The following is a 25,185-nucleotide window of genomic DNA, read 5'->3' on the forward strand; positions in this document are numbered from 1 at the left end:
CGATAGTCGCGACAGGTGTCGCGGACATGTCGCGCATTGCGACAGATCCGGCGCCCCTCTTTGCGGGAAAGCATGGGGCAGATCGGCGGCCCCCGCAACCCGACCTAAGTGGCATGGATTAAGGGCTTGATCTGGCGGGATTCCTGAAATTGCCGACGCCGTTGGCACGGCCCTTGCCATTGGAAAGCCAGCGCAAACCGCCCGCCTGAGGCGCAAAACAAGCTGGAGGACACGTTACATGGCCAAGATCGCTCCCGGACAGTATGGCAGCCCGGTCTCGTTCAAGAGCCGCTATGGCAATTTCATCGGCGGCGAGTGGGTGCCGCCGGCGTCCGGCGACTATTTCCAGAACACCACCCCCATCACAGGCCAGGTCATTTGCGAGATACCACGGTCGAACGCGGAGGATATCGAGCGCGCGCTGGACGCGGCGCACGCCGCCAAACGTGACTGGGGCCGCACCTCGGCCGCCGACCGCGCCCGCATCCTGGAAAAGATCGCCCAGCGCATCGACGACAACCTGGAAACCCTGGCGACAGTGGAAACCTGGGACAACGGCAAGCCCATCCGCGAGACGCGCGCCGCCGACATTCCCCTGGCAGCCGACCATTTCCGCTATTTCGCCGCCGCCATTCGCGCGCAAGAGGGCGGCATCTCGGAGATCGACCACAACACCATCGCGTACCATTATCATGAGCCCCTGGGCGTGGTGGGCCAGATCATCCCCTGGAACTTCCCCATCCTGATGGCGACGTGGAAGCTAGCCCCGGCCCTGGCCGCCGGCAACTGCGTGGTGCTGAAGCCGGCGGAACAGACGCCGGTCAGCATCCTGGTGCTGATGGAACTGATCCAGGACCTGTTGCCCAAGGGCGTGGTCAACGTCGTCAACGGCTTCGGTGTCGAGGCCGGCAAGCCCCTGGCCAGCAGTTCCCGCATCGCCAAGATCGCCTTCACCGGGGAAACCACCACCGGCCGGCTGATCATGCAGTACGCCTCGCAGAACCTGATCCCGGTGACGCTGGAGTTGGGCGGCAAGTCGCCCAACATCTTCTTCGATGACGTGGCGGCCCAGGACGACGCCTTCCTGGACAAGGCCATCGAGGGCTTCGTCATGTTCGCCCTGAACCAGGGCGAAGTCTGCACCTGCCCCTCCCGCGCCCTGATCCAGGAAAGCCTGTACGGCCGCTTCATGGACAAGGCGCTGGCCCGCGTGCAGGCCATCAAGCAGGGCAACCCGCTGGACGGCGACACCATGATCGGCGCCCAGGCCAGCAGCGAGCAGCTGGAGAAGATCCTCTCCTACCTCGATATCGGCAGAAAGGAAGGCGCCAAGGTGCTGGCCGGCGGCAACCGGGCGGAACTGTCGGGCGACCTGGCCGGCGGCTTCTACGTCCAGCCCACGGTGTTCCAGGGCAACAACCGCATGCGCATCTTCCAGGAGGAGATTTTCGGGCCGGTCGTGGCCGTCACCACCTTTAAGGACGAGGAAGAGGCCCTGCACGTCGCCAACGACACGCTGTACGGCCTGGGTGCGGGCGTGTGGACGCGCGACATCAACCGCGCCTACCGCTTCGGCCGGGAAATCCAGGCGGGCCGGGTGTGGACCAACTGCTACCACCTGTACCCGGCGCACGCGGCCTTCGGCGGCTACAAGCAATCCGGCATCGGGCGGGAAAACCACGCCATGATGCTGGACCATTACCAGCAGACCAAGAACCAGCTGGTCAGCTACAGCCCCAACGCCCTGGGCTTCTTCTGATGGCGGGCTTGGCCATGCCAAAGCCGGACAGCCAGGCCTCCACGGAATCCGGACCATCGGAATCGGTGGTCCGGGCCGCCGTGCTGAGGGTCGATGCGACGCCGGAGGCGCTGGCGCTGATCCAGAGGCTGGAGGCCCGCCACGGCCCCCTGCTGTTCCACCAGTCCGGCGGCTGCTGCGACGGCAGCGCGCCCATGTGCTACCCGCGCGGGGAGTTCATGACCGGCGACGGCGACGTCCTGCTGGGGGAGATCGGCGGCCAGCCCTTCTACATGGGCAAAGCCCAGTTCGAGTATTGGAAGCACACCCGCCTGACCATCGACGTGGTGCCCGGCCGGGGCGGCATGTTCTCCCTGGAAGGGCCGGAGGGCCTGCGCTTCCTCACCCGGTCGCGGCTGTTCACGGATGAGGAGAATGCGGCGCTGAATGGCTAGGCGGCAGCCAACCGCTGGCGCCGGGTTCGGGCATAATAGGCCAGGCCCAGCGCCAGCCAGACGGCCAGCAAGGCGTAGGGGCGCCAGTCGGTGCCGAAGCCCAGGGCGGCGATGACCAGGGCGGCCACCATGCCCAGGGCCGACAGCGCCTTCACCAGGCCCGGGCTGAAGCGCAGCCGGGCCTGGGCCCGCACTTCCGGGTGCTTGTCCGCCACGTTGTAGGCGGCAAGGCAGGAGCCGAAGTATTTCATCATCGTCGGCACGTTGATGGACAGCAGCAGGAACAGCAGGCTGTCCGGCAGGAACAGGCCGACGCACGACGCGAGGAAAGCCACGGCGGTGGCCACGTGCGGCGTGCCGAAGCGGGGGTGGATGCGGCCCAGCGGCGCCGGCAGCACGCCGCTGGCACCCATGGCATAGAGGAAGCGGGCGTAGACCAGGAAGATGGCGTTCATCGACTTGATCAGCGCCGCCGCCGCCGCCGTGACGATCAGGGGCGTGGCCCAGCGGCCCAGCGTGGCCTGCGCCACCATCAGCAGGGGCGCCTTGGCCTGGCCCAGTTCCCCGGGCCCTACGACGCTGAGTGCGGTGAAGGAGACGGCGACGTAGACGACCACGGTCAGCAGCAGGCCCAGGGCGATGCCCCAGGGCACCACCACCTTGGCGTTCCTGACCTCCTCCCCCACCTCGGTCGCCGTTTCGATGCCCAGGAACAGCTGGATCATCAGCGGCAGGGCCGCCAGGATGGGCGTCCAGCCGCCGGTCACCGCCTGCACGAACAGTTCCGGCTTCATCTGCGGGGCACCGCTGACGACCAGTACGGCGAACAGGCCCAGCAGCATGATCATCAGCACCGTCTGGGCCCGCGCCGCCACGGCCACGCCCAGGTAGTTGAGGGCGAAGATCAGGGTGAACAGGCCCAGGATGACCGGCGCCGCCGGCAGGGGCAGCACCATGCCCAGGTAGTTCATCAGCACCCGGCCCAAAACGATCATGACCACGGCGTTGCTCAACACCCGCAGCCAGACGATGGAAAAGGCGATGACCGGGTGGCTGAACTGCCGCTGCCACTCATAGGAGGCCGCGGTGCGCGGCACGGCCGAGGCCATGTAGGCATAGACCAGGGCGAACAGCACCATGGGCAGGGCCGCCAACCCGGCCGCCACCAGGATGCCGGCGCCCCCCACCTGGGTGGCGGGGCCGAGCACGGAGAAGATGGCGGCCCCAATGGCGGTGCCCGCCCCCAGCATCACCAGGTCGATCAGGGTGACGCCTTGTTTCAAGCCACCAGGCTTCAGGCCGGCCGTGCTGTCACTCATGAGGAATGAACCAATCCTAAATATGCTCGGTCAACGGCATTGCCGTGCCGTTGTAGGACGCGGGCGCCCGGCGATTGAGGGAACACTACCGGCTCAGGAAAGTCCGCACGTCGCGCGCCAACGCAGTGCGTGCCTCATTGCCCATATAGGGCATATGGCCCGAGGGGTAGAGATGGGTTTCCGTGCGGTCCTGGGGAATACCGGCGTGGGCGATGGTGTAGGCGGCGGAGCCCAGGGTCGTCACGAGGTCATAGTAGCCGGCCCCCACCATGACCCGCAGGCGCGGATTGCGGCGCATGGCGGTGGCGAGATCCTTGGCATGGTTGGTCTCGGCGCCCGAAGCCTTGCCGTAATCCCAGCGGGCGTTGACCGTCCGGAAGGAGATGGCTTCGTAGGGCTCCGCCACCGTCACGCCCAGGTCATGACGGATGTAGTCATTGAAGGCGCCGACGAAGCCCGGCACGTACTGGCCCATGGCCGGGTCGTCGGCCACCGGGTCCTCGGCGCTGCCGGCCAGCGGCAGGGTGTAGCGGCCATCATAAGCGCCAATCTCCTGGCCCTGCAGCAGTTCACGGGCGAAAACCCCGGTGCTGATGCGCAGGTCGTTGGCCTTGATGACCGCGGGCGACAGGCCAGTCAGGGACGACAGCTCCGCCGTCACCGCCTCGCGCTCCGCCTCCGGCAGCGTGTTGCCGGCATAGAGCGCCTTGAGGTAACGGTCGGCCGCGAAGGCCTTGGCCGCGCCCACCTGGCCCTCGGCCGTGCAGCCGGCCGGGCCCTGGTGGTGATAGCAGGCGGTCGCCGCCAGGGTGGGCAGCGCCGTCAGGACACGCACGTCATCCCCCGCCGTGCCCGACATGTCCATGGACTGTCCCAGCAGGATGATGCCGTTCAGGGTCATGCCGTCCATGGTGCCCGTGGCCATGGGCCCCCCGGCCAGCAGGCGGGCCACCACGGCCGCCCGGACGGTGCCGTAGCTTTCCGACATCAGGTACTTGGGCGCGTTCCAGCGGTCATGCTCCCGCGTCCAGCGCTCGATGACGTCCACCGTCATCTGCGCATCCTGGGCCGTGCCGTAGAACTGCTCCGGCTTGCCATCGGGCAGGATGCGGCTGTAGCCGGTGCCGGGCGGATCGATCAGAACGATGTCGGCCACGTCCAGCGGGCTGTCGGGGTTGTCCACCGTGTGGAAGGGCGGCGTGGTCGGCGGGTGCACCGGGTCGGCGAAGTCCACCCGCTTGGGGCCGACGAAGCCCATGTGCAGCCACAGGCTGGCGGAGCCCGGTCCGCCGTTGAAGACGAACACCACGGGCCGCACGCTGCCCTTGGGCACGTCGGTGCGGATGTAGCTGGTGGTGAAAACGCTGGCCGTCTTCTGCCCGGCGGGATTGGTCAGGATGGTTTCCGCCACCGTCGCCGTATAGCGCAGCTTCTGCCCGTTAAAGGTGCCGCTGTGCTCGGAGGTGAACACGCGCGGCGCAGGGATAGCGGCGGGCCCCCCGCCCGCCTCCGCGCCCGGGGCTTGGCCGGCCATCAGACCCGCAAGCACCCCCCCCGTCATCAACGCCGTCTTCCATTTACCCATGATGCGCCCCCAGGATTCTTAGTCGTTGCTCAGTCGCCCAGGTCGTCGTCATGGCCGCCGCCGAACAGGCCGGGCGCGCCCAGGCTGTCACCGGGCCCCTCCACCACCTTGGGCACTGTCACCGGCGGGGCGTCGGCGAAGGGCTTGATGCTCAGCGACTGGTAGATTTCGCTCGGGTAGTAGAGGGCCCCCCCCTTCATCACCAGGCGCGGCTTCTTCACCGCGCGTATGTCCTGGGTGGGGTCGCCGGCGATCAGCACCAGGTCGGCCAGCTTGCCGCGCTCCACGGTGCCCAGATCGCTGTGGCCCATGTACTCCTCGGGCGACAGGGTGGACAGCCGCAGCACCTCCGCCGGGCTGATGCCGGCCATGGTGTACAGCTCCATTTCCCGGTGCACGGTGAAACCGGTGACGTCATCCGTGCCCGGCAGCAGGCGTATGCCCTTGTCGTGCAGCAGCTTCAGCGTCTCCAGCACTTTACCAAATGCTTTCACGTACGCTTGGTCGTCGGCCGGCGACTTCAGGGGTACGAAGGTGCGCTTGCGATAGCGCTGATAGCCGATGGGCATGTTGTCGAGGTAATCGACATCGCCGGGCGGGGTCACACCGGCGCGGCTCAGCATCAGGCGTTCCAGGATGACGGCCGTGGGATCATGGGCGATGTGCCCATCCACCATCAGCTTCACCGTCGCCTGGACGGGGGCAGAGTTCAGATCCAGGTCGGCTGCGCGCGCCATGGCAGTCAGGCGCAGGGGCGTGCGGGTATCCTCCTCCGGCTTCAGCAGCCAACCCAGCATCAGCTGATTGATGTGGGTGATCTCGCTGTAGCCGTCCCTGATGCAGCGGTCGGGCGTGTCGAAGGCCGGCACGTGGCCGGTGACGGTCATGCCGCGCTTGTGCGCCTCGTCCGCGATGGGTCGCACCCAGTCCGGCGTCATGGAATTGTATATTTTGATCTGGAAATAGCCGCGGTCGGCATACCAGTCCACGGCCTTGACCGCGTCGGCCATCGTTTCCGGAATGATGCCGAAGCGGGCGGAATAGGGACTGCGGCCTTCCAGGAAGCCGTTGGGCGTGATGCGCGGGCCCGCCAATTCCCCTGCCTCGATGCGGGGCATCAGGTCCTGGAGGAAGGCGTTGTCGTTGCCCATGTCCCGCGTCTCGGTGACGCCGGCCGCCAGGTAGAACAGCCCGGAATCGAGCGTGGTGTGGGAATGCATGTCGTGCAGGCCGGGCATCAAGGTGCCGCCCTGCCCGTCCACGATCACCTGGTCGTCAGGTTGGGCCCCATTCCCACCAGATGGGTCCTGGTCCGACGGCAGGACGGCGGTGATGCGGTCGCGCAGCACGATGACGGTGGATAAGCCGCCCAGCGTGCCGGTGCGCGGATCGAACACATGAACATTCCGGATACGAACCGGTTGGGTGTAGCGATGGGCCAGCGCCTTCTGCCGGTCGCGCGCCAGCGTACGCTCAGCTTCGGCGCCCAGGGCCTGGATGGTATGGGCTTCCTTCTCATGGCCTTGGCGGATGGTCAGGTAGTGGCCGCCGAAGGTGGCGAACAGGCGGCCCGCCTTGTCCAACAGCACATAGTCCGGCTGCAGGTTCACGCCCTCGATACGATAGAGCGTCAAGGGCACGGCGTCCTTGCCCACACCCAGCGTGGTGGCCTTGACCTTGACCAGCCGCATAGTGCCGGCGGGCAGCAGCGGCAGGCTGTTGCCCGGGGCCTTCAACAGGGCGCGGGCATAGACGCCGAGCGCCCAGGGGCTGTCGTCGTTGACAACATACAGCGGCGCCTTGGCCGCCGGCACCGCCCCCTTGTCCGCCTGGCTGGCCCAGCTGGCCTGGCCGCCTTCCCACTTGAAGCTTTCGTTGACGCTGCCACCCATCAGCGAGGTGCCGCCCACCGTCCAGCTGGTGGGAATGCCGCCGGCACCGATGGTGAGATTTTCCTTGTGCTTCGGGCCCCGGCCATTGTCGTCGACGTAATAGTCGACGCTGACCGACGCGCCGTCGGTCGTGCCGGTGACGGTGCCGATGTTCTCCCCATTCTGGACGATGACCAGCTTTTCGGTGACGGCGGCGGCCTGCGCCATGCCGGCGGTCAGGGCCAGCGCGGCAGCGCCGTTCAGCCAGAGGACGGTCGCCAGATGGCGGGGGGAAACGCGCGTGTTCATGCCCGGTGCTCCTGCTTCTTCCCATCAGGCCGGTTACCGGCCCAGCCTGTCCGGCGCGTCGACGGCGCCGCCGGACCAGGATCCCTGTATTGGGGAAAGCCTATCGCGCGCTGGGGGGATAGATTATGCCGATATGGAAGAAAGCACTCGGGCGTCGCATAAACTATGCCGCCACAGCCCCGGTCCCAGCATAAGGGTGCCGGCGCCGCCGGCACCCCATCCGCCCTTAGTGCTGAGCCCCACCGGCCGTACCGGCGCCACCGATGTGCCGGTCGAACCAGGCGATGATGCGGCGGTTCAAATCCTCAATGTTTTCCGCCTTCTGCATGACGTGGCCCTCATCGGCGTAGACGATGAAGCTGGTCTCCACGCCCATGGCGCGCAGGGCGTGCCAATACTCGCGCGTCTGCATCACCGGGGTTTCGATGTCGCGTTCCCCCACATGCAGCAGGGTGGGCGTCTTCACATTGCGGATGTAGCGGATGGGCGACAGCCGGTCGTAAATCTCCGGATCCTCGTACGCCGACTTGCCGAAGAAGGGGATCATCCAGCGGTCGATGCCGTTCTGGCCGTAGTAGGAATACCAGTCCGACAGCCCGGCGCCGATGGCGGCAGCCTTGAAGCGCTGGGTCTGGGTGATGGCCCACATGCTCATGAAGCCGCCATAGCTGCGGCCGAAGATCATCAGGCGGTTGTCATCGATGGGCGCTTGCGCCTCCGCCGCGTCGATGCCGGCCATGATGTCGCGCAGGTCGCCGCCGCCGAAGTCGCGGATGTTGGCGCGGGTGAACGCCTCCCCCTGGCCGAAGCTGCCGCGCGGGTTGGGCAGGAACACGGCATAGCCCGCCTTGGCGAAGGCGGCAATGATGTCGCCCCAGACGAAGCGTGGCGTGTGCGCGGCCGACGGGCCGCCATGGATGTTCACCACCATGGGCCGCTTGGCGTCATTGGCCACCGGCGTCCTGGGCGTCACCAGCCAGCCCTGGACGGTCATGCCGTCGTTCTTCCAGCTCAGGCTGGTGACGGTGACCAGCGGCGCCAGGCCGTCGTTGTCGTGGGTGATGGCCGCCAGGTCGCCCAGGCGCCCATACTCGATGCGCGGGCCGAAGTCGAAGCCCTCCGCCACCCAGGCGGCGTGGATGCCGGCGCGGTCCAGCGCCATGCGGCCATCGCCGGCGGTACGGGTGGCAGGGGCGGTCTCGATCTCCATCACAGTGCCCTTGGCGGGATCGACCACGGCGCTGCCCGTCTCCCCGCCCAGGGTGACGCCGGCCACCAAGCGGTTGCCCCGCCACGCGAGCGAGGTCAGCGTGCCGGCATAGCCGGCGGTCACGTCCTTGGGCACCCCGCCCTTGACGGGCACGGTGTAGACGTCGCCACCGAAGGAGCCGAAATCGCTCATCAGCCCGCCGATGAAGGCCACGGTCTTGCCGTCGGGCGACACGCGGGGGAAAGCGACTTGGGTTTGGGGGCTGGCGATAATCCGGGCCGATCCATCGCGGCCGAAGGCGCGCAGGCTGGCGATCCACCAGTTGTTGTCGCCATTGCCCTCAGCGGCGGTGGCGACGAAGCCCTTGCCGTCCGGCATCCAGTCATAGTCATAGACATAGGTCTTGTCCGGGCTGACCAGGCGCACGGCACCGCTGGCAACGGTGACGATGGCGATGCGCTGGACGTCGTCGCCCTCGCCCTGCTCCCCCACCTGGCGGGCACCAGCATGGGTGGCACCCGCCTCCTTTTTGGCGTTCTCCGTCACCAGCAGGGCGATTTCCGTGCCGTCGGGCGACCAGCGCGGCGTGCTGGCCAGACCCTGGACGGCGGTCAGCGGACGCACCGTCCCGCCCTCTGCCAGATAGAGGATGGCCTGCCCGCCGGAGGTGCCGACGAAGGCCAGGACCTTGTTGTCCGGTGACCAAGCGGGCCCGGCATAGCGGCAGGCGGCGCACGGATCCAGCGTCAGGGCGACAGCGCCATCCGTGCCGCGCACCACCACGGTGCCATGGCCGGCGCTGCCCGCCCCCTCGTCCTTGTCGGCCTCGACCGCCACCAGGCGCTTGCCGTCGCCCGACAGGCTGAGGCCGGTGTACTGGTGCGAACTGGCGGCCTGCGCGCCCCCGGCCACCCCAGACACCGCCAGCACCAGGCCGATCGCCGTTGCCCCAACAAACCCGCGATCAGCGCCCCACCAAGAAGCCATGCATCATCTCCTGCATCCGAACCTGCCCCGCCTCCCCGTCGAAGGGGCTGTGGCCCGCATCGAAGGCGGCAACGGTCACGCGGTCAAGAGGAATGCCGGCCCGGTCGATGGCGTAGCGGGCGGAAAGCAGTGGCACGGTCATGTCGTAATAGCCGCCGACCAGCAGCAGGCGGGTCCTGGCCTGCGCCTTCATCACCGGCGCGATGTCGGGTGCTGCGTTGACGTAGAATCCGTCCTCGCGCTTGGCCGGCTGGAAGTTCCAACCAAAGTTCACGTCCAGGGTCAGGGACACATAGTCGCGGTCCACCGGCACGTTCAGCTCACGCTTGAAATAATCGGTGGCGACGCTGGAGGTGATGACGTTGGTGCGCCCCAGCCCCAGCGCCGGATCCTTGGCGGCGGCCGGACGGTCGGCAGGCGCGTCCTTGGGCGCCGGCCCGGTGACGCGGCCGTCGAGGCGGCCCACCACCAGACCCTGGTCGGCCAGCAGCGTCTCCAGGAATGTCTGCGTGCCGATGCGAAGATTGGCATCGGCGATGGTCTTGGCCGGCAGGCCGATCAACTCGCCCAGACGAGCGGCCACGGCGTCGCGCTCCGTCGCCGGCAGCCGGCCGCCCTTCAGCAGGGCCAGGGCGTAGGGGCCCTCGGCATAGTTGGCGGCCACCTGGAACACTTGGTCCGGCGTCTGCGCGTCGATCTTGGCGCGGCCATGCTTCCAGGCCGTCACCGCCATGGCCGGCAGCTCGAAGATGTGCGGCAGGTCGTTGCCGGGATTCTCCGCCGTCGCCGTAAAGTCCAAGGCGGGGGAGATAAGGATCAAGCCGGCGATGGGCAGGTCGCCCACGAACTTCATCATGGTGGCGAGGCGAAAGCCGCCATAGCTCTCCCCGGCGATATAGACGGGGGAGCCGGCACGCCCCTGGTCGCGCAGCCAGTCGCGGATCAGGCCCAGCACCGCCTGGGCGTCGCCGTCGGCGTTCCAGTAGGGGTGCCCGTCGCCGCCGGGCAGCACCCGGCTGAAGCCGGTGCCCACCGGATCGATGAACACCAGGTCGGCATCGGCCAGCAGGCTGTTCGGGTTGTCGGCCAGCACGCGGTTGCCGTCCGCCCCCTTCACGATGCTGCGCGGCCCGAAGGCGCCGAAATGCAAGGGGGAGGATGAGGCGCCGGGCCCGCCGTTGAAGACGAACAGCACCGGCCGGGTCTTCACCATCGGGCTCGCCACATAGGACGTGGCAGAGATCGAGGCCAAGGGCTTGCCGGCCGCGTCCTTCAACACCGTCTCCGCGAAGGTGGCGGTGTAGCGCACGGTCTTGCCACTCAGCGTGATGCTGTGCGGCGTGGTCACCGGCCCCAGGATGGGGCCCGCGATCTCGGGCACCGGCGCACCTTGAGCGAGCGCCGTCCCCGCGGCGGCCGTCATCATCAGGCTTAGAACCAGGCCGCGCGCCCGTTTGCCCATCATGGTATCCCCATTATTTGTTCCCTCAGTCGCCGGACGGGCGCATCCGCGCCCTTGGCTTCCTCGTTTTGCAGTCCGCTGATGCTCCCCGCAAAACTCTGGCGGCCCCAGTCAGGGCCTACAGCGGCACGAGCCGCTGGCGTTATTTGGGCGCGTAGGCCCAGCACTCGACTTCGACACCCGCGCCCAGCGGCAGGGCGCCGACGCCCATGGCGCTGCGGGCCGGCAGCCGATCCGGTTTGAAATAGCTGACATAGACCTGATTGAAGGCCGCCCACTGCGTCATGTCGGTCAGCATGACAGTGCATTTGAAGACGGCGCCCATGCCGCTGCCCACGCGGCCCAGGGCGGCGCTGATGTTGTCCATGGCCGCCTTGGCCTGGACGCCCATGTCGCCCACCACCTTGCCGTCCTGGTTCACACCCAGCTGGCCGGAAACGTAGAGGATGTCGCCCACGCGCACGACTTGGGAATAGGGCACCCTGGTCGTTTCCGGGCGATAGAATTGCACGCCGGCCGGCGGTGCCGCGATGGTGCCATTGGTGGCACCGTCTCCCTCATCCGGGCCGCCGGGCGGCGCGGCCGTCAGGGCCAGGGCCGGGCCGGCCAGCAGATAGCCCAGCAAAGCCAAACTGATGATGCGCATGGAAACATGTCCCCGTTCCGGCGCGTGGGACGGTTTGTCACCGCCCCACCCTGCCCGGCATTTTTCTGAATGAACCCAACTGCCAAAACTCTCTTTTTAACAGACAACCTGAACGCACGACCTTAGGCATGACCGAGTGCGGCGAGCAGCCGGTCGATATCGGTGTGGTCGTTGAACACCGAAGGGGTGACGCGGAAGCGGTTGGCGCTGACCGTCATCTTGATCTTGGCCGCCGCCAGCTTGGGCCCCAGCTTCTCCCGCGCGTTCTCATAGGCGCAGGTGACCAGGGGCGTGGTGGCCTCGGGCGGGGTCATCAGGCTGTAGCCCAGCTTTGGCAATTCCCGCTTCAGCCGGCCGATCAGGTCCTGGGCATGCGCCTGGATGGCCGGCACGCCCACGCCCAGGATGTAATCCAGGGAATGGTCCAGCTGCGCGATCACCATATGGGCGTGGGTTCCGTGGGCGAAGGTGCCCTCCGCCGTGTCGGCGTAGGCGTAGTCGGCGATCATCCCGCCCGGCGGGTCAAAGGGGTAGATATGCGGCTTGAACGCGCTCATGCCGTAATAGCCGTACTCGGTGCGTGCCAGCTGGGCGCGGGCGGCCTTGGCCCCATAGACGAAGCCCAGGCCGAAATCGCCCATCAGCCACTTGTAGCTGGCGCAGGCGGCGAAATCGACGCCGCTGCCCTTCAAATCGACGGGCACGCAGCCGGCGGCATGGATGATGTCGGCGTAGACCAGGGCGCCGTTCGCATGCGCTAGGTCGCACACCGCCTTCAAATCATGCTCGAAGCCGTTGATGGTGGAGACCAGCGACAGGGCCACCAGCTTGGTGTCCTTGCGGATGGCCTGCTTCAGGTCGGAGAGCAGGATGCGGCCCTCCTTGGGCTCCACCCAGGTGACCTCCACCCCATGGCGCTGCATCTCCTCATACAGCGGCAGGGACCCGAAGAAGTGCAGCGTGTCGGTGATGATGTGGCCGCCCGATTTGGGAAGCCCCAGGCCGCGCAGCACCATCTGTTCCCCCGCCGTGGTGCTCTGCACATAGGCGATGTCGTCGGCATCGGCATTCACCAGACGGGCGAATTTCTCCCGCACGCCGTCGTCGGGCAGATCATAGTGCGCCGCCGCCGGGTCCAGCATGCGCTTGGACAGATAGGTGTCGACGGCGGCCTTGGCGCCCGTGCTGACGGGGTGCTGGGACCCGCTGTCGAGATAAACCAGGTCGTGGGGGAAAAAGGACGCCTTGTCCGGAAAGTGCGTAGGCAGGGTCGGCTTGGGCGCAACGGCCGGGGCCGTCTGGGCGCCTACGGCGGCCGGCACGACTTCGGCCATGGTGAGAGTGCCGGCGGCCAGCATCACGTCCCTGCGCGTCATTCTCATCCGTGTACTCGTGGGTTTGGAAAAGGCGCCCGTTGGCCAAGAGGCTCCCTGGCTGAAACCATGCTAGCGGAAACCCCGGGGGCATTTTTGGCGAAGTTGCAGGCATTTGGGCGGCGCCCGGGAAATTTTATCCGTTCGTCGGATCGACCGCGCATGGACGTGCCCTGAGGGGCCATTCCCGGAATTATCATTCCACCCCGTTGAGGATGGCGCGGCGGTGCTTCTCACCCGCTTTGGCGGCATCCATGCATAAAACCTGCCCACGCTGGTCGGAATGGTGGAAATTCTACCGGATGGATGGTGGCTTTGCCGGGAACTCCGGAAAGAAAAACCCCATCCCCTGCCCTAAGGTGGTTCGGGAACAGGATGACAGGGAAGACACCCATGGGTTTCGCGCCGTCCGGCCTTGCCGTTTTCGATGCCGCCGCCGTCCGTGCGGGCCTGGGTCATGGGGCGGCCATTTCCGCCGTCCGCCAGGCCATGGTGGACTTGAGCACCGGACGGGTGCGCCAGCAGCTGCGCAGCTTCATCAGCCTGGGCGCCGGCCGCACCTTCGCCATCATGCCGGCGGCCTTCGTCGGTGCGGACCGGCCCGGCTATTTCGGCGCCAAGCTGGTCAGCGTTTATAACGATGGCCAGGGCCGCAAGGCGCACGAGGGGCTGGTGGTGCTGTTTGACGGCGCCAGCGGCCGCCCCGTCTGCCTGGCCGATGCGGCCGAGGTCACGGCCATCCGCACCGCCGCGGCCAGCGCCGTCGCCACCGAAGCCCTGGCCCGGCCGGATGCCGACACCCTGGCCCTGGTGGGCACCGGGCGCCAGGCCCTGGCCCATGCCCTGGCACTGGCCGGCGTGCGCACTGTGCGCCACATTCGCGTCTGGGGCCGCGATCCCGCCAAGACCCAGGCCTTCGCCGCCCAGGTGCAGGCCGCCACCGGCATCGACACCCAAGCCCATGACAGCGTGCAGCGGGCCGTGGCCGGTGCCGCCATCGTCTGCACCATCACCGCCGCCGCCGATCCCATCCTGCGCGGCGACTGGATCGCCCCCGGCACCCATGTGAACGTCGTTGGCTCCAGCGGCCCGGCCCAGGCGGAGATCGACACCGACCTGGTGGCGGCCAGCCGCTTCATCGTCGACCACCGGGAGCATGTGCTGGTCCATGGCGGGGAGTTCCTGCGCGCCAAGGCGGCCGGCACCCTCGGTGACGACCACATCGCGGCGGAGATCGGGGAGGTGCTGGCGGGCCGGGCGCCAGGCCGGCAGTCGGCGGCGCAGATCACCGTTTACAAGTCCCTGGGCCATGCCGTGCAGGATGTGGCCGCCACGGCCTGGCTGTATGAAAACGCCCGCCATCCCGCCACGTCGCCCCTGCCCATCGTCGACGGACATGCCGTGGCCGACAGCCTGGACTATGACACCTGCATTCCCATCGTACGCCAAGCCATGACGGCGCTGTCCAAGGGGGAGACGCAGCAGCTGCCACGCGGCGTGCTGCCCCTGGACCACGGCCATATGTTCGGCGTCATGCCCGGCGCGCTCAACGGTGGGCCCTTTGGCGGCGGGCCCTTCGGCGCCAAGCTGGTGGCCGTGTTCCCGGACAATTTCGACAAGGGCCTGCCCTCGCACCAGGGCGTCATCGTCCTGTTCGACCGTGACAGCGGCAAGCCTGTGGGCGTGGTCGACGGCGGGGAGGTCACGGCCATCCGCACGGCGGCGGCCAGCGCCGTGGCCACCGACGCCCTGGCCCGGCCCGAGGCCAAGACCCTGGCCCTGCTGGGCTATGGCGAGCAGGCCCTGACCCATGCCCATGCCATCGCCCGGGTGCGCCGCCTGAACCGCGTCACCGTCTGGGGCCGTTCCCCCGGCCGCGCCGCCGCCTTCGCCGCGCGGCTGGCGGAGGAACTGGGCCTGCCCGTCCGCGCCGCCGCCAGCGCGCAGGAGGCGGTGGTGGACGCCGACATCGTCTGCACCGTGACGGCCGCGAGGGAACCCATCCTGCACGGCGCCTGGGTGGCGCCGGGGGCGCACGTGAACGTCGTGGGCTCCAGCATCGCCGGCCCGGTGGAGGTGGACCACGACCTGGTCATCCGGTCCCGTTTCATCGCCGATTGCCGGGAGCATGTGCTGCGCCAGGGGGCGGAATTCCTGCGGGCCAAGGCCGCCGGCCTGATCGGCGACGCTCACGTGGTGGCGGAGATCGGGGAGGTGCTGGCGGGCCACGCCGAGGGCCGCCAGTCGGCGGAGCAGGTCACGCTCTACAAGTCGCTGGGCCATGTGGTCCAGGACCTGGCCGCCGCCTGGCCTCTGCTGAAGAAGGATTGAGGCCATGGCGAACGCGGAACTCGACGCCATCGACATGAAAATCCTGACCCATATGCAGCGCGACGCCTCGCTGACCACGGCGGAGCTGGCGGAGCGGGTGGGCATCTCGCAATCCCCTTGCTGGCGCCGCGTGCAGCGCCTGCATGACGAGGGCTACATCAAGTCCCAGGTGGTGCTGGTCGATCGGCAGAAACTGGGCTTCGACATGCACATCTTCGCCCAGGTGAAGATCGCCCGGCTGTCGGAGGAGGAGCGCGAGACCTTTTTCCGGGGCATCCAGAACATCCCCGAGGTGCTGGAGTGCTACACCGTTTTCGGTGAAATGGACGCCCTGCTGAAGATCGTGGCGCCGGACGTGAAGTGGTACCAGGAGTTCATCTTCAACACCCTGATGAAGCTGCCGGGGGTGGAGGACATCCGTTCCATCGTCACCCTGTCGGAGGCCAAGAGCACCACGGCCATCCCGCTGAAACCGCGCACGTTCCAATAAGCGTCCCCGCGACGCATAGCCTATGCCCGGAACCCAGCGCGGGGCCGGCACTGGGAAAACATAAACCTGCCGCCGTCCGCCATCATGCGGGAACGCGGGGGCGTATGAGCGGCTGGAAACGGCCGGACAGAACAGGTGGGGACCATCCATGAGAAAACTGACCTTGGGCCTGCTGGCCACCTCCATGCTGACATTTAGCGCCGCCGCCGCCGAGGCACCAGCCCCCCTGGACGTCGTGCTGCGTCCGCACGCCAGCGGCGGCGTGGCCGATCGCATGGACGTGGAACTGCGCATCGCGCATCCCGGCGTGGCCGCCGGCCAGCCCCTGCTGCGCATGCCCACCACCATCGTCTCCACCCCCACGGCGGGCTATGACGCCAGCGCCATCGTGGCGCGGGACGACAAGGGCCCCCTGCCGCTGACCATGGCGGATGAGGCGCCGACGCCCACCGGCAGCTACCGCCACTATGACGCGGGCCGGGCCACGGTGGGCGACGTGGTGGTGCGGTACGGCACCCCGCCCCGCGCCGTCAGCGTCGCCACGCGCAACGGCCCGCTGTTCGATCTGCGTCAGCAGGCAGACGGCCTGATGGGTGCGGGCGTCTATTTCCTGGCCCTGCCGGCGGGGGAGCAGCCCTACCGCATCAGCCTGAAGTGGGACCTGTCAGGCATGCCCAAGGGCGCCCGGGGGATATGGAGCCTGGGCGAAGGCGACCAATCCACGGTCGCCCCGGCGGAACTGCTGGCCTTCTCCTTCTACGCCACCGGCTCGGTGAAGAGCGTGCCAGCGGAGGGGAAGGGCAATTTCGGCCTGTACTGGCTGACCCAGCCGCCGTTCGACGTGAACGACCTGGCCACGGGCATCCAGCGCCTCTACGGCTACATGGCCCATTTCTTCAAGGATGACGGCGCGCCCTACCGCGTCTTCATCCGCGCCAATCCCTACCCGGCCGGCGGGGGCACGGCCCTGGCCAAGTCCTTCATGTTTGGCTATGGCGTGGACGGCACCACCGCCGCCAGCGACACCCAGATGCTGCTGGCGCATGAGATGACCCACAACTGGCCCAGGCTGGATGGCGGAGAGCATGCCGCCACCGCCTGGTACACCGAGGGCATGGCCGAATATTATTCCGTCGTGCTGGCGCTGCGCGCCGGCGTGATCGACCAGGCCAAGTTCCTGCGCGTGGTCAACGACCATGCCTCCGGCTACTACACCAACCCCTACGTGGCCCTGACCAACACCCAGGCCGGTGCCAAGTTCTGGAGCGACGCCCGCGCCCAACGCGTGCCCTACGGCCGGGGCTTCATGTACCTGGCCCGCGTCGACGCCGAAATCCGCGCCAAATCCAGCGGCACGCGCAGCCTGGACGACTTGGTGCTGGAGGTGCTGGAGCGCCAGCGCGAAGGCGAGAAGGTGGGCCTGGAGCAATGGGTGGCGATGGTGGTGCGCGAGTTGGGCGAACCCGGGCGGCAGGAGTACGAGGACATGGTGGCCGGTAAGCTGATCGAGCCCGCCCCCACCGGCTTCACCCCCTGCTACCACGCCGTGAAGGCGGCGGAGCGTCCCTTCGACCTGGGCTATGACGAGATGCGCCTGGGTGTGGTGGCCGATCTGCGCGCCGACAGTCCGGCCGCCCAGGCCGGCGTGAAGGAAGGCGACCTGATCGTGAGGTCCAGTCCCAAGCAGGCGCTGATGGACGACCCGGCCAAGCAGATGGAGATCACCGTCAAGCGCGACGGCAAGGAGCAGAGCTTCACCTATCTGCCACGCGGCCAGGCCGTGACTAGCTGGCATTGGGAACGCGTGCCGGGGGTGGAGGACAGGGCCTGCCATCTTTGACCGGCTGGGTCGACACATGGGGGCCGGGTCTTTCCCGGCCCTTTTTCATGACCGCCGCCGGCCCGTCGTTCCCTGAAACCGGCACTATCGAGGGCTGCCCGAAGAAGGTAGATTTATGCCGGACAGGGGCGGAAGACCCCATGGGCGATACCAGAATGAATAGGGGATCACATAGGATATGCCGGCTGCGGAACTCGACGCCATAGACATGAAAATCCTGACGCTGATGCAGAAAGACGCGTCACTAACCACGGCGGAACTGGCTGAAAAGGTGGGGATTTCCCAATCCCCCTGCTGGCGCCGCATCCAGCGCCTGCAGGGCGAGGGCTATATCAAGGGCCAGGTGGTCATCGTCGACCGGGAGAAACTGGGCTTCCACATGCAGATCTTCGCCCAGGTGAAGATGGCCCGGCTGTCGGACGAGGAACGCCAGACCTTTTTCCGGGGTGTGGAGAACATTCCAGAGATCCTTGAATGCTATACCGTATTCGGGGAGATGGACATCCTGATGAAGATCGTGGCGCCGGACGTCAAATGGTATCAGCAGTTCATTTTCAGCAGCCTGATGAAGCTGCCAGGCGTGCAGGACATCCGCTCCATCGTGACCCTGTCGGAGGCCAAGCACACCACCGCCGTGCCGCTGAAACCACGCCAGTTCCAGTGAATAAAATTACCCACCGGGCCCAGTCAGGGCTGGCGGGTGATGAAGCGGCCGAGGTCGGCGCTCAGGCGCACCCGCGCCTCGGCGTCGCGGTACATCATGTGCCCGCCGCCGTAGCAGTTCACCGACAGCCGGGCGGACAGGCCCGGCTCCAGCTTGGCCTTCAGAATCTCGTTGGCGGCGCAGCTGTTCAGGCTGTCGTACAGCCCGGCGGCGGCAAAGACGCGCAGCTTGCCGTCCATCTCCATGGCCCTGCGGATCCAGGGTTCCGCACCGGGCGGCCCCTCACCCGCGCGTGCGGCAGCGATGGCGGCGGCGAAGGCGGCCGGTGAGGTATCCCCGGAATTGTAGTCCCACTGCTCGCCCACCGGCTTGGCCGCCGGGTCGGTGTCCTTCTCCAGCCCCAGGTAAGGCAAGTCGGTGCGATAGCCCAGGGTCTCGCGCAAATAGCGCACCATGACGGCGGCGCCCGGCTCCTCGGCGTCCGCCTGGCCGGCCCCCGGGGTCACCGGCGTGCTGACGCGCATGTCGAAGGTATCCAGCCGACGGCCGGGCAGAAGATTGTTCAGGAACTGGCGGGACGAGACCACCAGGCTGGTCCTGTCAACCAGGGACGGGTCCACGCCCATTTGGTGGGCCACATCCTGGACCAGGGCGGCCTTTTGCTGGGCGCTGAGATCGCCCAGATGGGCCAGGGCCGGGGCGTAAACCTGTTCCGCCCAGGCGCGGGTGGCATCGGCCGTGGCCGATGGGCTGGTCCCCGCCAGGCTGACCGGCAGCCGGCCGTGCACCTGGGCGGCGGCGGCACGGCCCGGCAGCTTCAGCGCGGTCACCAGCTCCTTGGGCAGCACCGGCCCCACGGGAATGCCGCCGGAGATGAGGACGACGCCCGCCACCGGCCGGCCGCGCTTCTCCAGTGCCTCCGCCACGCCGGCGGCGCGCCAGACGCCGAAGCTTTCACCGATGAGGTAGACCGGTGTGCGGGCATCGGCATGGCGCTGGGTCCAGACCTGCACGAAGTCGGTGATGGAGGACTGGTCGCCCAGGGTGCTGAAAAAACGCGACCCATCCTGCGCCGTCGCCGGGCGGCTGAAGCCCGTGCCCACGGGATCGACGAACACCAGGTCGCTGTCGGCCAGCAGGGTCTGGGCGTTGTCCACCAGGGCGCCGCCGTCCAGCCGCTTCGGCCCGAAGGCCTCGAAATGCAGCAACGTGGAATTGGCACCAGGCCCGCCGTTCCACAGGAAGGTGACCGGCCGCCCACCTTGCCCGGGAACACGATAGGCGACGTAGAAGATGTGGCCCCGCACCACACCCTGCGCATCGGTCAGGTCCAGGGTCGCGGCCTCGGCCACGTAGCGCAGTGGCTTGCCCGCCAGGGTAATCTGCTGGGCGACTCCGGAAGGGGGTGCCATCGCCGGGTCATGGGCCGCGCAGCCCGCCAAGGCCAGGGCCACCGCGCTGATGCCGTTCCGTATTGCCGCCCGCATGCCCCACTCCCCCGTTGCCGCGTTTCCCTCAGCGATCCCGCCAGGCCCGCAGGCCGGCGTGCAGCCGGCTCAATCCCCGGTCCAATGTCTCGGCATCACCGGCGTAGCCCAGACGGACATGGCCGGCCAGGCCGAAATACTCGCCGGGCGCCACCAGCAGATCGACCTGATTCCACAGGTGACGGGTCAGCGCCAGTGTGTCCGCCACCCCGACGATGCGCGGGAAATAAAGGCAACCGGCCGCCGGCACCGCGCCCTCGATCAAGCCCTCGTCCCGCATGGCGGCGGCGTGGCGGTGCAGCACCGGCGTGGTGGCGGTCATGACCGCCTGCCAGTGCCGGTCGAAGGTGTCGGCATTCTCCATCACATGGGCAGCCACGGCGTGCGACAGCTTGGACAGGCCGACATCCCCCTCCGGCTGGCCGGCACGGATGCGGCCCAGCACCTCGGGTGCCGCCACCATCCAGCCGCACTTGAGCGCGAACAGGCCGAACACCTTGGTCAGGCTGGCCAAGCTGATGATGTTGGGCGCCAGCCTGGCCGCCAGCCCGGCCGAGGGGCGCCGGGCGAAATCGCCGTAGACCTCATCCACCACCAGCAGCGCGCCGACGGTGGCCGCCGCCTGCGCCACGGCCTTCAGGGTGGCGTGGTCCAGGAACACGCCGGTGGGGTTGTGCGGGTTGGTCAGGATGACCAGGCGGGTATCGGGCGTCAGCCTGGCCGCCACCTGGGCCGGGTCGATGCCGAAATGCGGCGCCGGCCGGTCCAGCTCATCCACTGCGGCGCCCGCCTCCAAGGCCAGGTTGGTGAGAAGCTTGAACCCCGGGTTTTCGATCAGCACCCGTTCGCCCGGCTTCACCAGGGCGCGCAGGATCAGTTGCAGGGCGCCGGTGACGCCGGTGACGGTCTGCAACCGCTCCGGCGTCTCGTCATAGCGCGCGCACAGCGCGTCGACCAGGAAGCGGTTGCCGTTGGCGAAGACACTGACGTAGCGGTTGCTGAGCCGTGGCGCGCCGTCGTCATCCACGGTGACCAGCGACTTGGCCACCAGTCCCGCCAGCAGATCCGAAGGTTCGCTGATGGTGCTGTCGTACAGGGCGATGGCGTTGGGCCGGCCGGCGAGCGCGCGTATGGACCCCCGCACCCAGTCGGAATATTGGGTGGCCGCGAAGAAGTCGCCGCCGGACGAGGTCCCGGACGGGACGTTGGACGCGGGACCGACGGATTTACCGGCAGATTTCAAGGCGTACTTCCTATTCGGACGAGGCGTTCGGGCGCGAAGGGCCACCGAAGCCGGCAATGCCTAAATTCTATTCGACTTGGCGGGTGCTTTTTTGCGTATGCCCGGGTCCGGCAGGGTGGTGGCGGTCGGTTTATGCGGCATCCCGCCGGAGTCGCGCATAAGCTGACCGCACCGGTTCCCGCCCTATCGGCAATTGGCCGGCGCGTCCAGGCGCCGGGCCCATTGATAGGCTTGCACCGTTTCGCCCCGGGGCAGGTAGGTGATGGGGAAGACCTGGCCGTCGCGGCGTATCTGCAGGGTCAGCGTGGCCTGCTGGTTTCCCTGGATCATGTCCTGCGGCACGGGCTTCACGATCTCATCCCCCTCGCGCAGGCCGGCGTCCGCCGCGGCCGAGCCGGGGATCAGGCCGTGCACGATGCGTTTGGGCTGGATCAACACCTCAGGATCGAAGCCCAGCTGATAGCGGCGCAAGGGGGCCGTGGTGCGGGTGAAGCAGGGGCCGAAGGCATCGTCGTCCGGCAGGACCAGGGCGCCGTTCAGCATGGCGTCCAGTTCCACCTTGCCGCGCGGGCCCAACTCCTTGGTGATGATCTCCACCCAGGCGGCGTGGTCCATGGGCCGGCCGTGGCGGCGGCGGTCCAGCATGGCCAGGATCAGATCATCCAGGGAGCGCTTGCCGTGGCTGGCCTTGCGCACCTCGCCATCCACCAGGGCGAAGTAGAGGGCGCCCCGGTCGTAGGGCAGCACACGGATGCGGGTGTCGGCCCAGAAGCGGTCCGGGATGGCGCTGTTGGGCGTGCCGTTCAGGGCGTTGGTGTAGTAGCGGGCGGCGGTGGTGTTGAGATCCTTCAGGAACTCATCACCCGTGATCATGCCGGCGCGCAGCGGCAGGCGGTTCTGGTAATAGACCGCGATGCCCTCGCTGAACCAGGATGAGGCTAGGCCCTGCGGCCCGTCCTTTGAAGCGTCCAGCGACCGCACGAAGGTGTGAACCATTTCGTGCGCCAGGGTGAACTTGAAGTCCTTCACGTCGGTCTTCTGGTCGAAGGTGCCGATGAAGGCGCCGTTCAGTTCCACACCGCCGCCGGCGTTCACCAGGTTGGGCCGCAGGAAAACGCCGTAGGGCGGCATGCCCACCGCCTCGAAATAGCCCAGGTAATGATGATACAGCGATTCCGTCCACCGCATCAGTTCCGTGCCGTCGAAGGGCGGGCTGCCTTGCCAGGCGGAGAAGAAGCCTTGCTTGGGTGGAACCTCGGGATAGCGGTGGATGGCCCCACCCATGACATAGGTGGCGCCAAGGTCGTCCGCACTCAAGGGACCGCTGGAGGTCACGTCACCCGTGCCGAAGTTGGAAACGCCGGCGGCGCCTGGGCCGGCCGCCGACAGGTCCCAACGCAGCGCCAGGCCATACTTGGCATCCGCCTCCGGCAGGATCAAAAAGGTCTCGGCCGCACCGGAAAAGCCGCCGCCGTCGGTGCGCAGTTCCAGCGGCGGGGCGGCGCCGCGCGGGTTGGCCAGGGTGGTGATCGGGGCGCGATAACGGACCGTCAGCGCGCCCTTGACCACCCGCGCCGCCGTCCAGTGGCGGTAGGCCATGGCCGGCCTGTCGGCATCGTCCTTGGCCGTCAGTGCTACGGAACCGGCGGCGTCGCTGGCCGTCAGGTTCGTCAGCGTGTCGGCGACACTCTTGACGTTATTGGCCACCAGCGGCAGGCGCAGCAGCGGCGCCCCCGCCTCCACCGCCACGTCCGGGATCTCAACCGTGACATCGACAAAAGGCACGATTCCTTCCCCATTGGGCCCCGCCCCGTCCGCCGCCGCCGGCTTCAACGTCACGGCCAGCTGGGGCGCTGCCGCCAAGGCCGCCGGTGCGGCGGACAGCGCCAGCAGGGCCGCCAAGCCACTCGTCTTGAAATACCGCATTGCCCGCGCCCCCGCCTGCTTCTACCGACCCCAGAAAACAGGGGGCCGACCCGGTGCTGCCGGACCGGCCCCGTCACTCACGCGTCCATCAAGGCTTGGCCATCAGAAGTCTTTGCTGATGGTCATGCCGAAGGTGCGCGGCTGGATGATGGCCGCCGAGTAGATGCCCGTGCGGGTGATGGTATCCAGCGGGCCGCCGGAGACGAAGGCGATCTCGTTGCCCAGGTTCTTGGCGTAAACGGACAGGTTCCAGTCGTCGTGGGTGACGCCGGCGCGCAGGTCCACGGTGGTGTAGGACGGCATGAAGAAACGCTGGCCTGTGGACTTGGTCGGGAACACGCTGTAGCGGTCGCCGATGTAGGACACGGTGGCGCCGACGAAGCCGTTGAAGCCGTCGATGATGCGGAACTTCTGGTCCGCGGACAGGCTGCCGCTGAACTTGGCGGAGTACGGCAGGCGCTGGCCCTTCAGGCCGTACAGGCCCGAGGTCTTGATGTTTTCGGTCAGCGTCGCGTCGGTGTAGCCCAGGTTGGCCACGACGCTCAGCCCTTCCGAGGGCGTCAGGGTCAGCGTCAACTCGCCACCGCGCGACCGGGCCGTGCCGCCGTTCTGCACGTAGGAGAAGCCGGTGGGCGACGCCGCCTGCAGCTGGATGTCATCCCACTCGATGTCGAACAGGGCGGCGTCCACCGTCAGCAGGCGATCAACCACGACGCCCTTGAAGCCCACCTCGTAGTTGGTGGTGGTGTCGGAGTTGTAGGCGGCGGGCTCACCTGGGGCGGCATTGGGACCGCCCGGACGGAAGCCCGTGGACACGCGGCCATAGACCATCATGTCCTTGTTGATGTGGTACTGCGGGCCCAGCGAATAGGTGAAGACGCTGGTGCCGGAATGGATGTCGGTGATTTCGTTGTCACCCTGCAGCACGCCGCCGACATCCTGGTAGCTTTCTTGGAACTGCCGGCTGAAGCGGCCGCCGAAGGTGAAATCCAGCTTGTCATCGAAGTGATAGGTGGCGGAACCGAAGCCGGCATACTCCCGGTAATGCGACGGTCCGAAGACGGTGTAGAGGTCTGGGAAGCCAACGTTTTCGCCGTTGGCCTTGTTGGCGACGTAGACGTTCTGGCGGTTCAGGTTGTCCTCATTGGTGGCGAAGCCGCCGACCATCCAATCGATCATGCCGCCCGGCTGGGATTCCAGGCGGATTTCCTGGCTGAGCTTGTTCGTCTGGTAATAGTTGTAGATGCCGGTGCCCAGGCCCGGCAGGGCCGAAGACGGGAAGAAGAAGCCCAGATAGCGGCCGAAGGTGCCGGTGGTGTCCTGCGGGCCGTTGAACACCGTGTGGCTATAGGAGGTGACGGCCACCAGGTTGGCGAAGCCCAGGTCGGCCTTCAGGTTGCCGTTGTAGATGCCCATGTCGAGATAGCCGGTGTTCAGGCCGGCGATGGGCGCCTGGGTATAGTCGCCATAGGTGGGCACGCGATCCACCGAGACGTACTCGTTGGCCGAGCCGCCGGCCGTCATGTGCTGGTAGGTGGCGGATGCCTGGTAGCTGACGCTGGGCGTGATCTGCCATAGCAGGCTGGCGCGGCCGCCTTCCGTGCGGTTGACGTTGATTTCCGTCTGGCCGCTGTTGGCGTTGGTCATGTAGCCCGGGTCCATGCGGGCGAAGGCGCTGACCCGCAGGCCCAGCTTGTCCTCGACGATGGGCACGTTGATGTAGGCGCGGCCGCCGCCGCCCTCGCCGCCATGGGCGACGCTGGAACCGGACACGGCCACTTGGCCGAAGGTCTCGGTCAGGCTGGGCGCCGCCGTCACGTAGCGGATCAGGCCGCCCATGGAGCTGGCGCCATACAGGCTGCCCTGGGGCCCGCGCAGCACTTCGATTTGCTGCAGGCTGGACGGATCGATTTCCGGCACCACCGCGTCACCCAGGCCGCCGCTGGTGGCGGAGCCGATGGGAACGTCATCGATGGTCAGGCCCACGGTGGGGTTATTGCCGGCACCCGTGGTGATGCCACGGATGGCGATGGTGGTGCGGCCGTTGCCGCTGGACGTGACGTTCAGGCCCGGCACCTGGGTGTAGAAGTCACGCAGTTGGGTATTGTTGGCCTGCAGCAGCGACTGGCTGGTCACCACGGCGATGGAGGCCGGCACGTCCATCAGGCGTTCGGTCTTCTTCTGCGCCGTGACGACGATCTCTTGCAGCTCATCCAAGCTGTCGTCGGCCGCGGCACCATCGGCGAAAC

The 25,185-nt window shown here is 67.6% G+C and carries 17 protein-coding genes; 6 read left to right on the plus strand and 11 right to left on the minus strand.

Annotated elements, in window-relative coordinates:
- Nucleotides 1-238 precede the first annotated feature (238 nt).
- Together adh and FBZ87_RS21540 are read left to right on the plus strand one after the other, a co-directional pair.
- Nucleotides 239-1,759 carry an aldehyde dehydrogenase gene (gene adh / locus FBZ87_RS21535; RefSeq protein WP_145612645.1) on the plus strand — a complete coding sequence of 507 codons (1,521 nt, stop codon included), beginning with the start codon at nt 239-241 and terminating at the stop codon, nt 1,757-1,759.
- Between the two features lie 14 nt (nt 1,760-1,773).
- Nucleotides 1,774-2,193: a DUF779 domain-containing protein gene (locus tag FBZ87_RS21540; protein WP_145612646.1), complete on the plus strand. Its 420-nt coding sequence runs from the start codon at nt 1,774-1,776 to the stop codon at nt 2,191-2,193.
- On the opposite strand, the gene FBZ87_RS21545 is transcribed toward FBZ87_RS21540, so the two are convergent.
- The 7 genes from FBZ87_RS21545 to FBZ87_RS21575 all read right to left on the minus strand — a co-directional run bounded on the left by FBZ87_RS21545 (nt 2,190) and on the right by FBZ87_RS21575 (nt 12,958).
- On the minus strand, nt 2,190-3,512 hold the full coding sequence (locus FBZ87_RS21545) for an APC family permease (RefSeq protein WP_145612647.1): 1,323 nt from the start codon (nt 3,510-3,512) through the stop codon (nt 2,190-2,192). The genes FBZ87_RS21540 and FBZ87_RS21545 overlap by 4 nt on opposite strands.
- Before the next feature lie 85 nt (nt 3,513-3,597).
- A complete protein-coding gene (locus tag FBZ87_RS21550; protein WP_145612648.1) occupies nt 3,598-5,097 on the minus strand; it encodes a S10 family peptidase in 1,500 nt (499 codons plus the stop codon).
- 29 nt (nt 5,098-5,126) lie between these two features.
- A complete protein-coding gene (locus FBZ87_RS21555; protein ID WP_246134524.1) occupies nt 5,127-7,277 on the minus strand; it encodes an amidohydrolase family protein in 2,151 nt (716 codons plus the stop codon).
- Between the two features lie 226 nt (nt 7,278-7,503).
- A complete protein-coding gene (locus tag FBZ87_RS21560) occupies nt 7,504-9,474 on the minus strand; it encodes an alpha/beta hydrolase family protein (RefSeq protein ID WP_246134525.1) in 1,971 nt (656 codons plus the stop codon).
- Nucleotides 9,452-10,939 carry a S10 family peptidase gene (locus FBZ87_RS21565; protein ID WP_145612649.1) on the minus strand — a complete coding sequence of 496 codons (1,488 nt, stop codon included), beginning with the start codon at nt 10,937-10,939 and terminating at the stop codon, nt 9,452-9,454. The genes FBZ87_RS21560 and FBZ87_RS21565 overlap by 23 nt, the downstream gene beginning before the upstream one ends.
- A 139-nt stretch (nt 10,940-11,078) precedes the next feature.
- On the minus strand, nt 11,079-11,582 hold the full coding sequence (locus FBZ87_RS21570; protein WP_145612650.1) for a RidA family protein: 504 nt from the start codon (nt 11,580-11,582) through the stop codon (nt 11,079-11,081).
- A 122-nt stretch (nt 11,583-11,704) separates the two neighbouring features.
- On the minus strand, nt 11,705-12,958 hold the full coding sequence (locus FBZ87_RS21575; protein WP_211107046.1) for an aminotransferase class V-fold PLP-dependent enzyme: 1,254 nt from the start codon (nt 12,956-12,958) through the stop codon (nt 11,705-11,707).
- 390 nt (nt 12,959-13,348) lie between these two features.
- Between FBZ87_RS21575 and FBZ87_RS29495 the strand changes: the two genes are divergently transcribed.
- The 4 genes from FBZ87_RS29495 (at nt 13,349) to FBZ87_RS21600 (ending at nt 18,280) form a co-directional block, all read left to right on the plus strand.
- Complete coding sequence (locus FBZ87_RS29495) at nt 13,349-15,286, plus strand: ornithine cyclodeaminase family protein (RefSeq protein ID WP_211107047.1); 1,938 nt, start codon at nt 13,349-13,351, stop codon at nt 15,284-15,286.
- 4 nt (nt 15,287-15,290) lie between these two features.
- Complete coding sequence (locus FBZ87_RS21590; protein ID WP_145612652.1) at nt 15,291-15,776, plus strand: Lrp/AsnC family transcriptional regulator; 486 nt, start codon at nt 15,291-15,293, stop codon at nt 15,774-15,776.
- A 148-nt stretch (nt 15,777-15,924) separates the two neighbouring features.
- Complete coding sequence (locus tag FBZ87_RS21595) at nt 15,925-17,616, plus strand: M61 family metallopeptidase (protein ID WP_145612653.1); 1,692 nt, start codon at nt 15,925-15,927, stop codon at nt 17,614-17,616.
- 178 nt (nt 17,617-17,794) lie between these two features.
- Nucleotides 17,795-18,280, plus strand: coding sequence for an Lrp/AsnC family transcriptional regulator (locus FBZ87_RS21600; protein ID WP_145612654.1), 486 nt, complete (start codon nt 17,795-17,797; stop codon nt 18,278-18,280).
- Nucleotides 18,281-18,303: 23 nt separating this feature from the next.
- Here FBZ87_RS21600 and FBZ87_RS21605 read toward each other — a convergent pair whose 3' ends face one another.
- The 4 genes from FBZ87_RS21605 to FBZ87_RS21620 form a co-directional block, all read right to left on the minus strand.
- Entirely contained in the window at nt 18,304-19,767 is a 1,464-nt protein-coding gene (locus FBZ87_RS21605) for a S10 family serine carboxypeptidase-like protein (protein ID WP_145612655.1), read from the minus strand.
- Between the two features lie 28 nt (nt 19,768-19,795).
- On the minus strand, nt 19,796-21,010 hold the full coding sequence (locus FBZ87_RS21610) for a pyridoxal phosphate-dependent aminotransferase (RefSeq protein WP_186454897.1): 1,215 nt from the start codon (nt 21,008-21,010) through the stop codon (nt 19,796-19,798).
- A gap of 183 nt (nt 21,011-21,193) precedes the next feature.
- Nucleotides 21,194-22,936, minus strand: a complete 1,743-nt coding sequence (locus tag FBZ87_RS21615) for a M61 family metallopeptidase (protein ID WP_145612657.1) — start codon at nt 22,934-22,936, stop codon at nt 21,194-21,196.
- 102 nt (nt 22,937-23,038) lie between these two features.
- Nucleotides 23,039-25,153: a TonB-dependent receptor gene (locus tag FBZ87_RS21620; RefSeq protein WP_186454898.1), complete on the minus strand. Its 2,115-nt coding sequence runs from the start codon at nt 25,151-25,153 to the stop codon at nt 23,039-23,041.
- Nucleotides 25,154-25,185: the final 32 nt, after the last annotated feature.

Source organism: Nitrospirillum amazonense (assembly GCF_007828035.1).
GTDB lineage: Bacteria > Pseudomonadota > Alphaproteobacteria > Azospirillales > Azospirillaceae > Nitrospirillum > Nitrospirillum amazonense.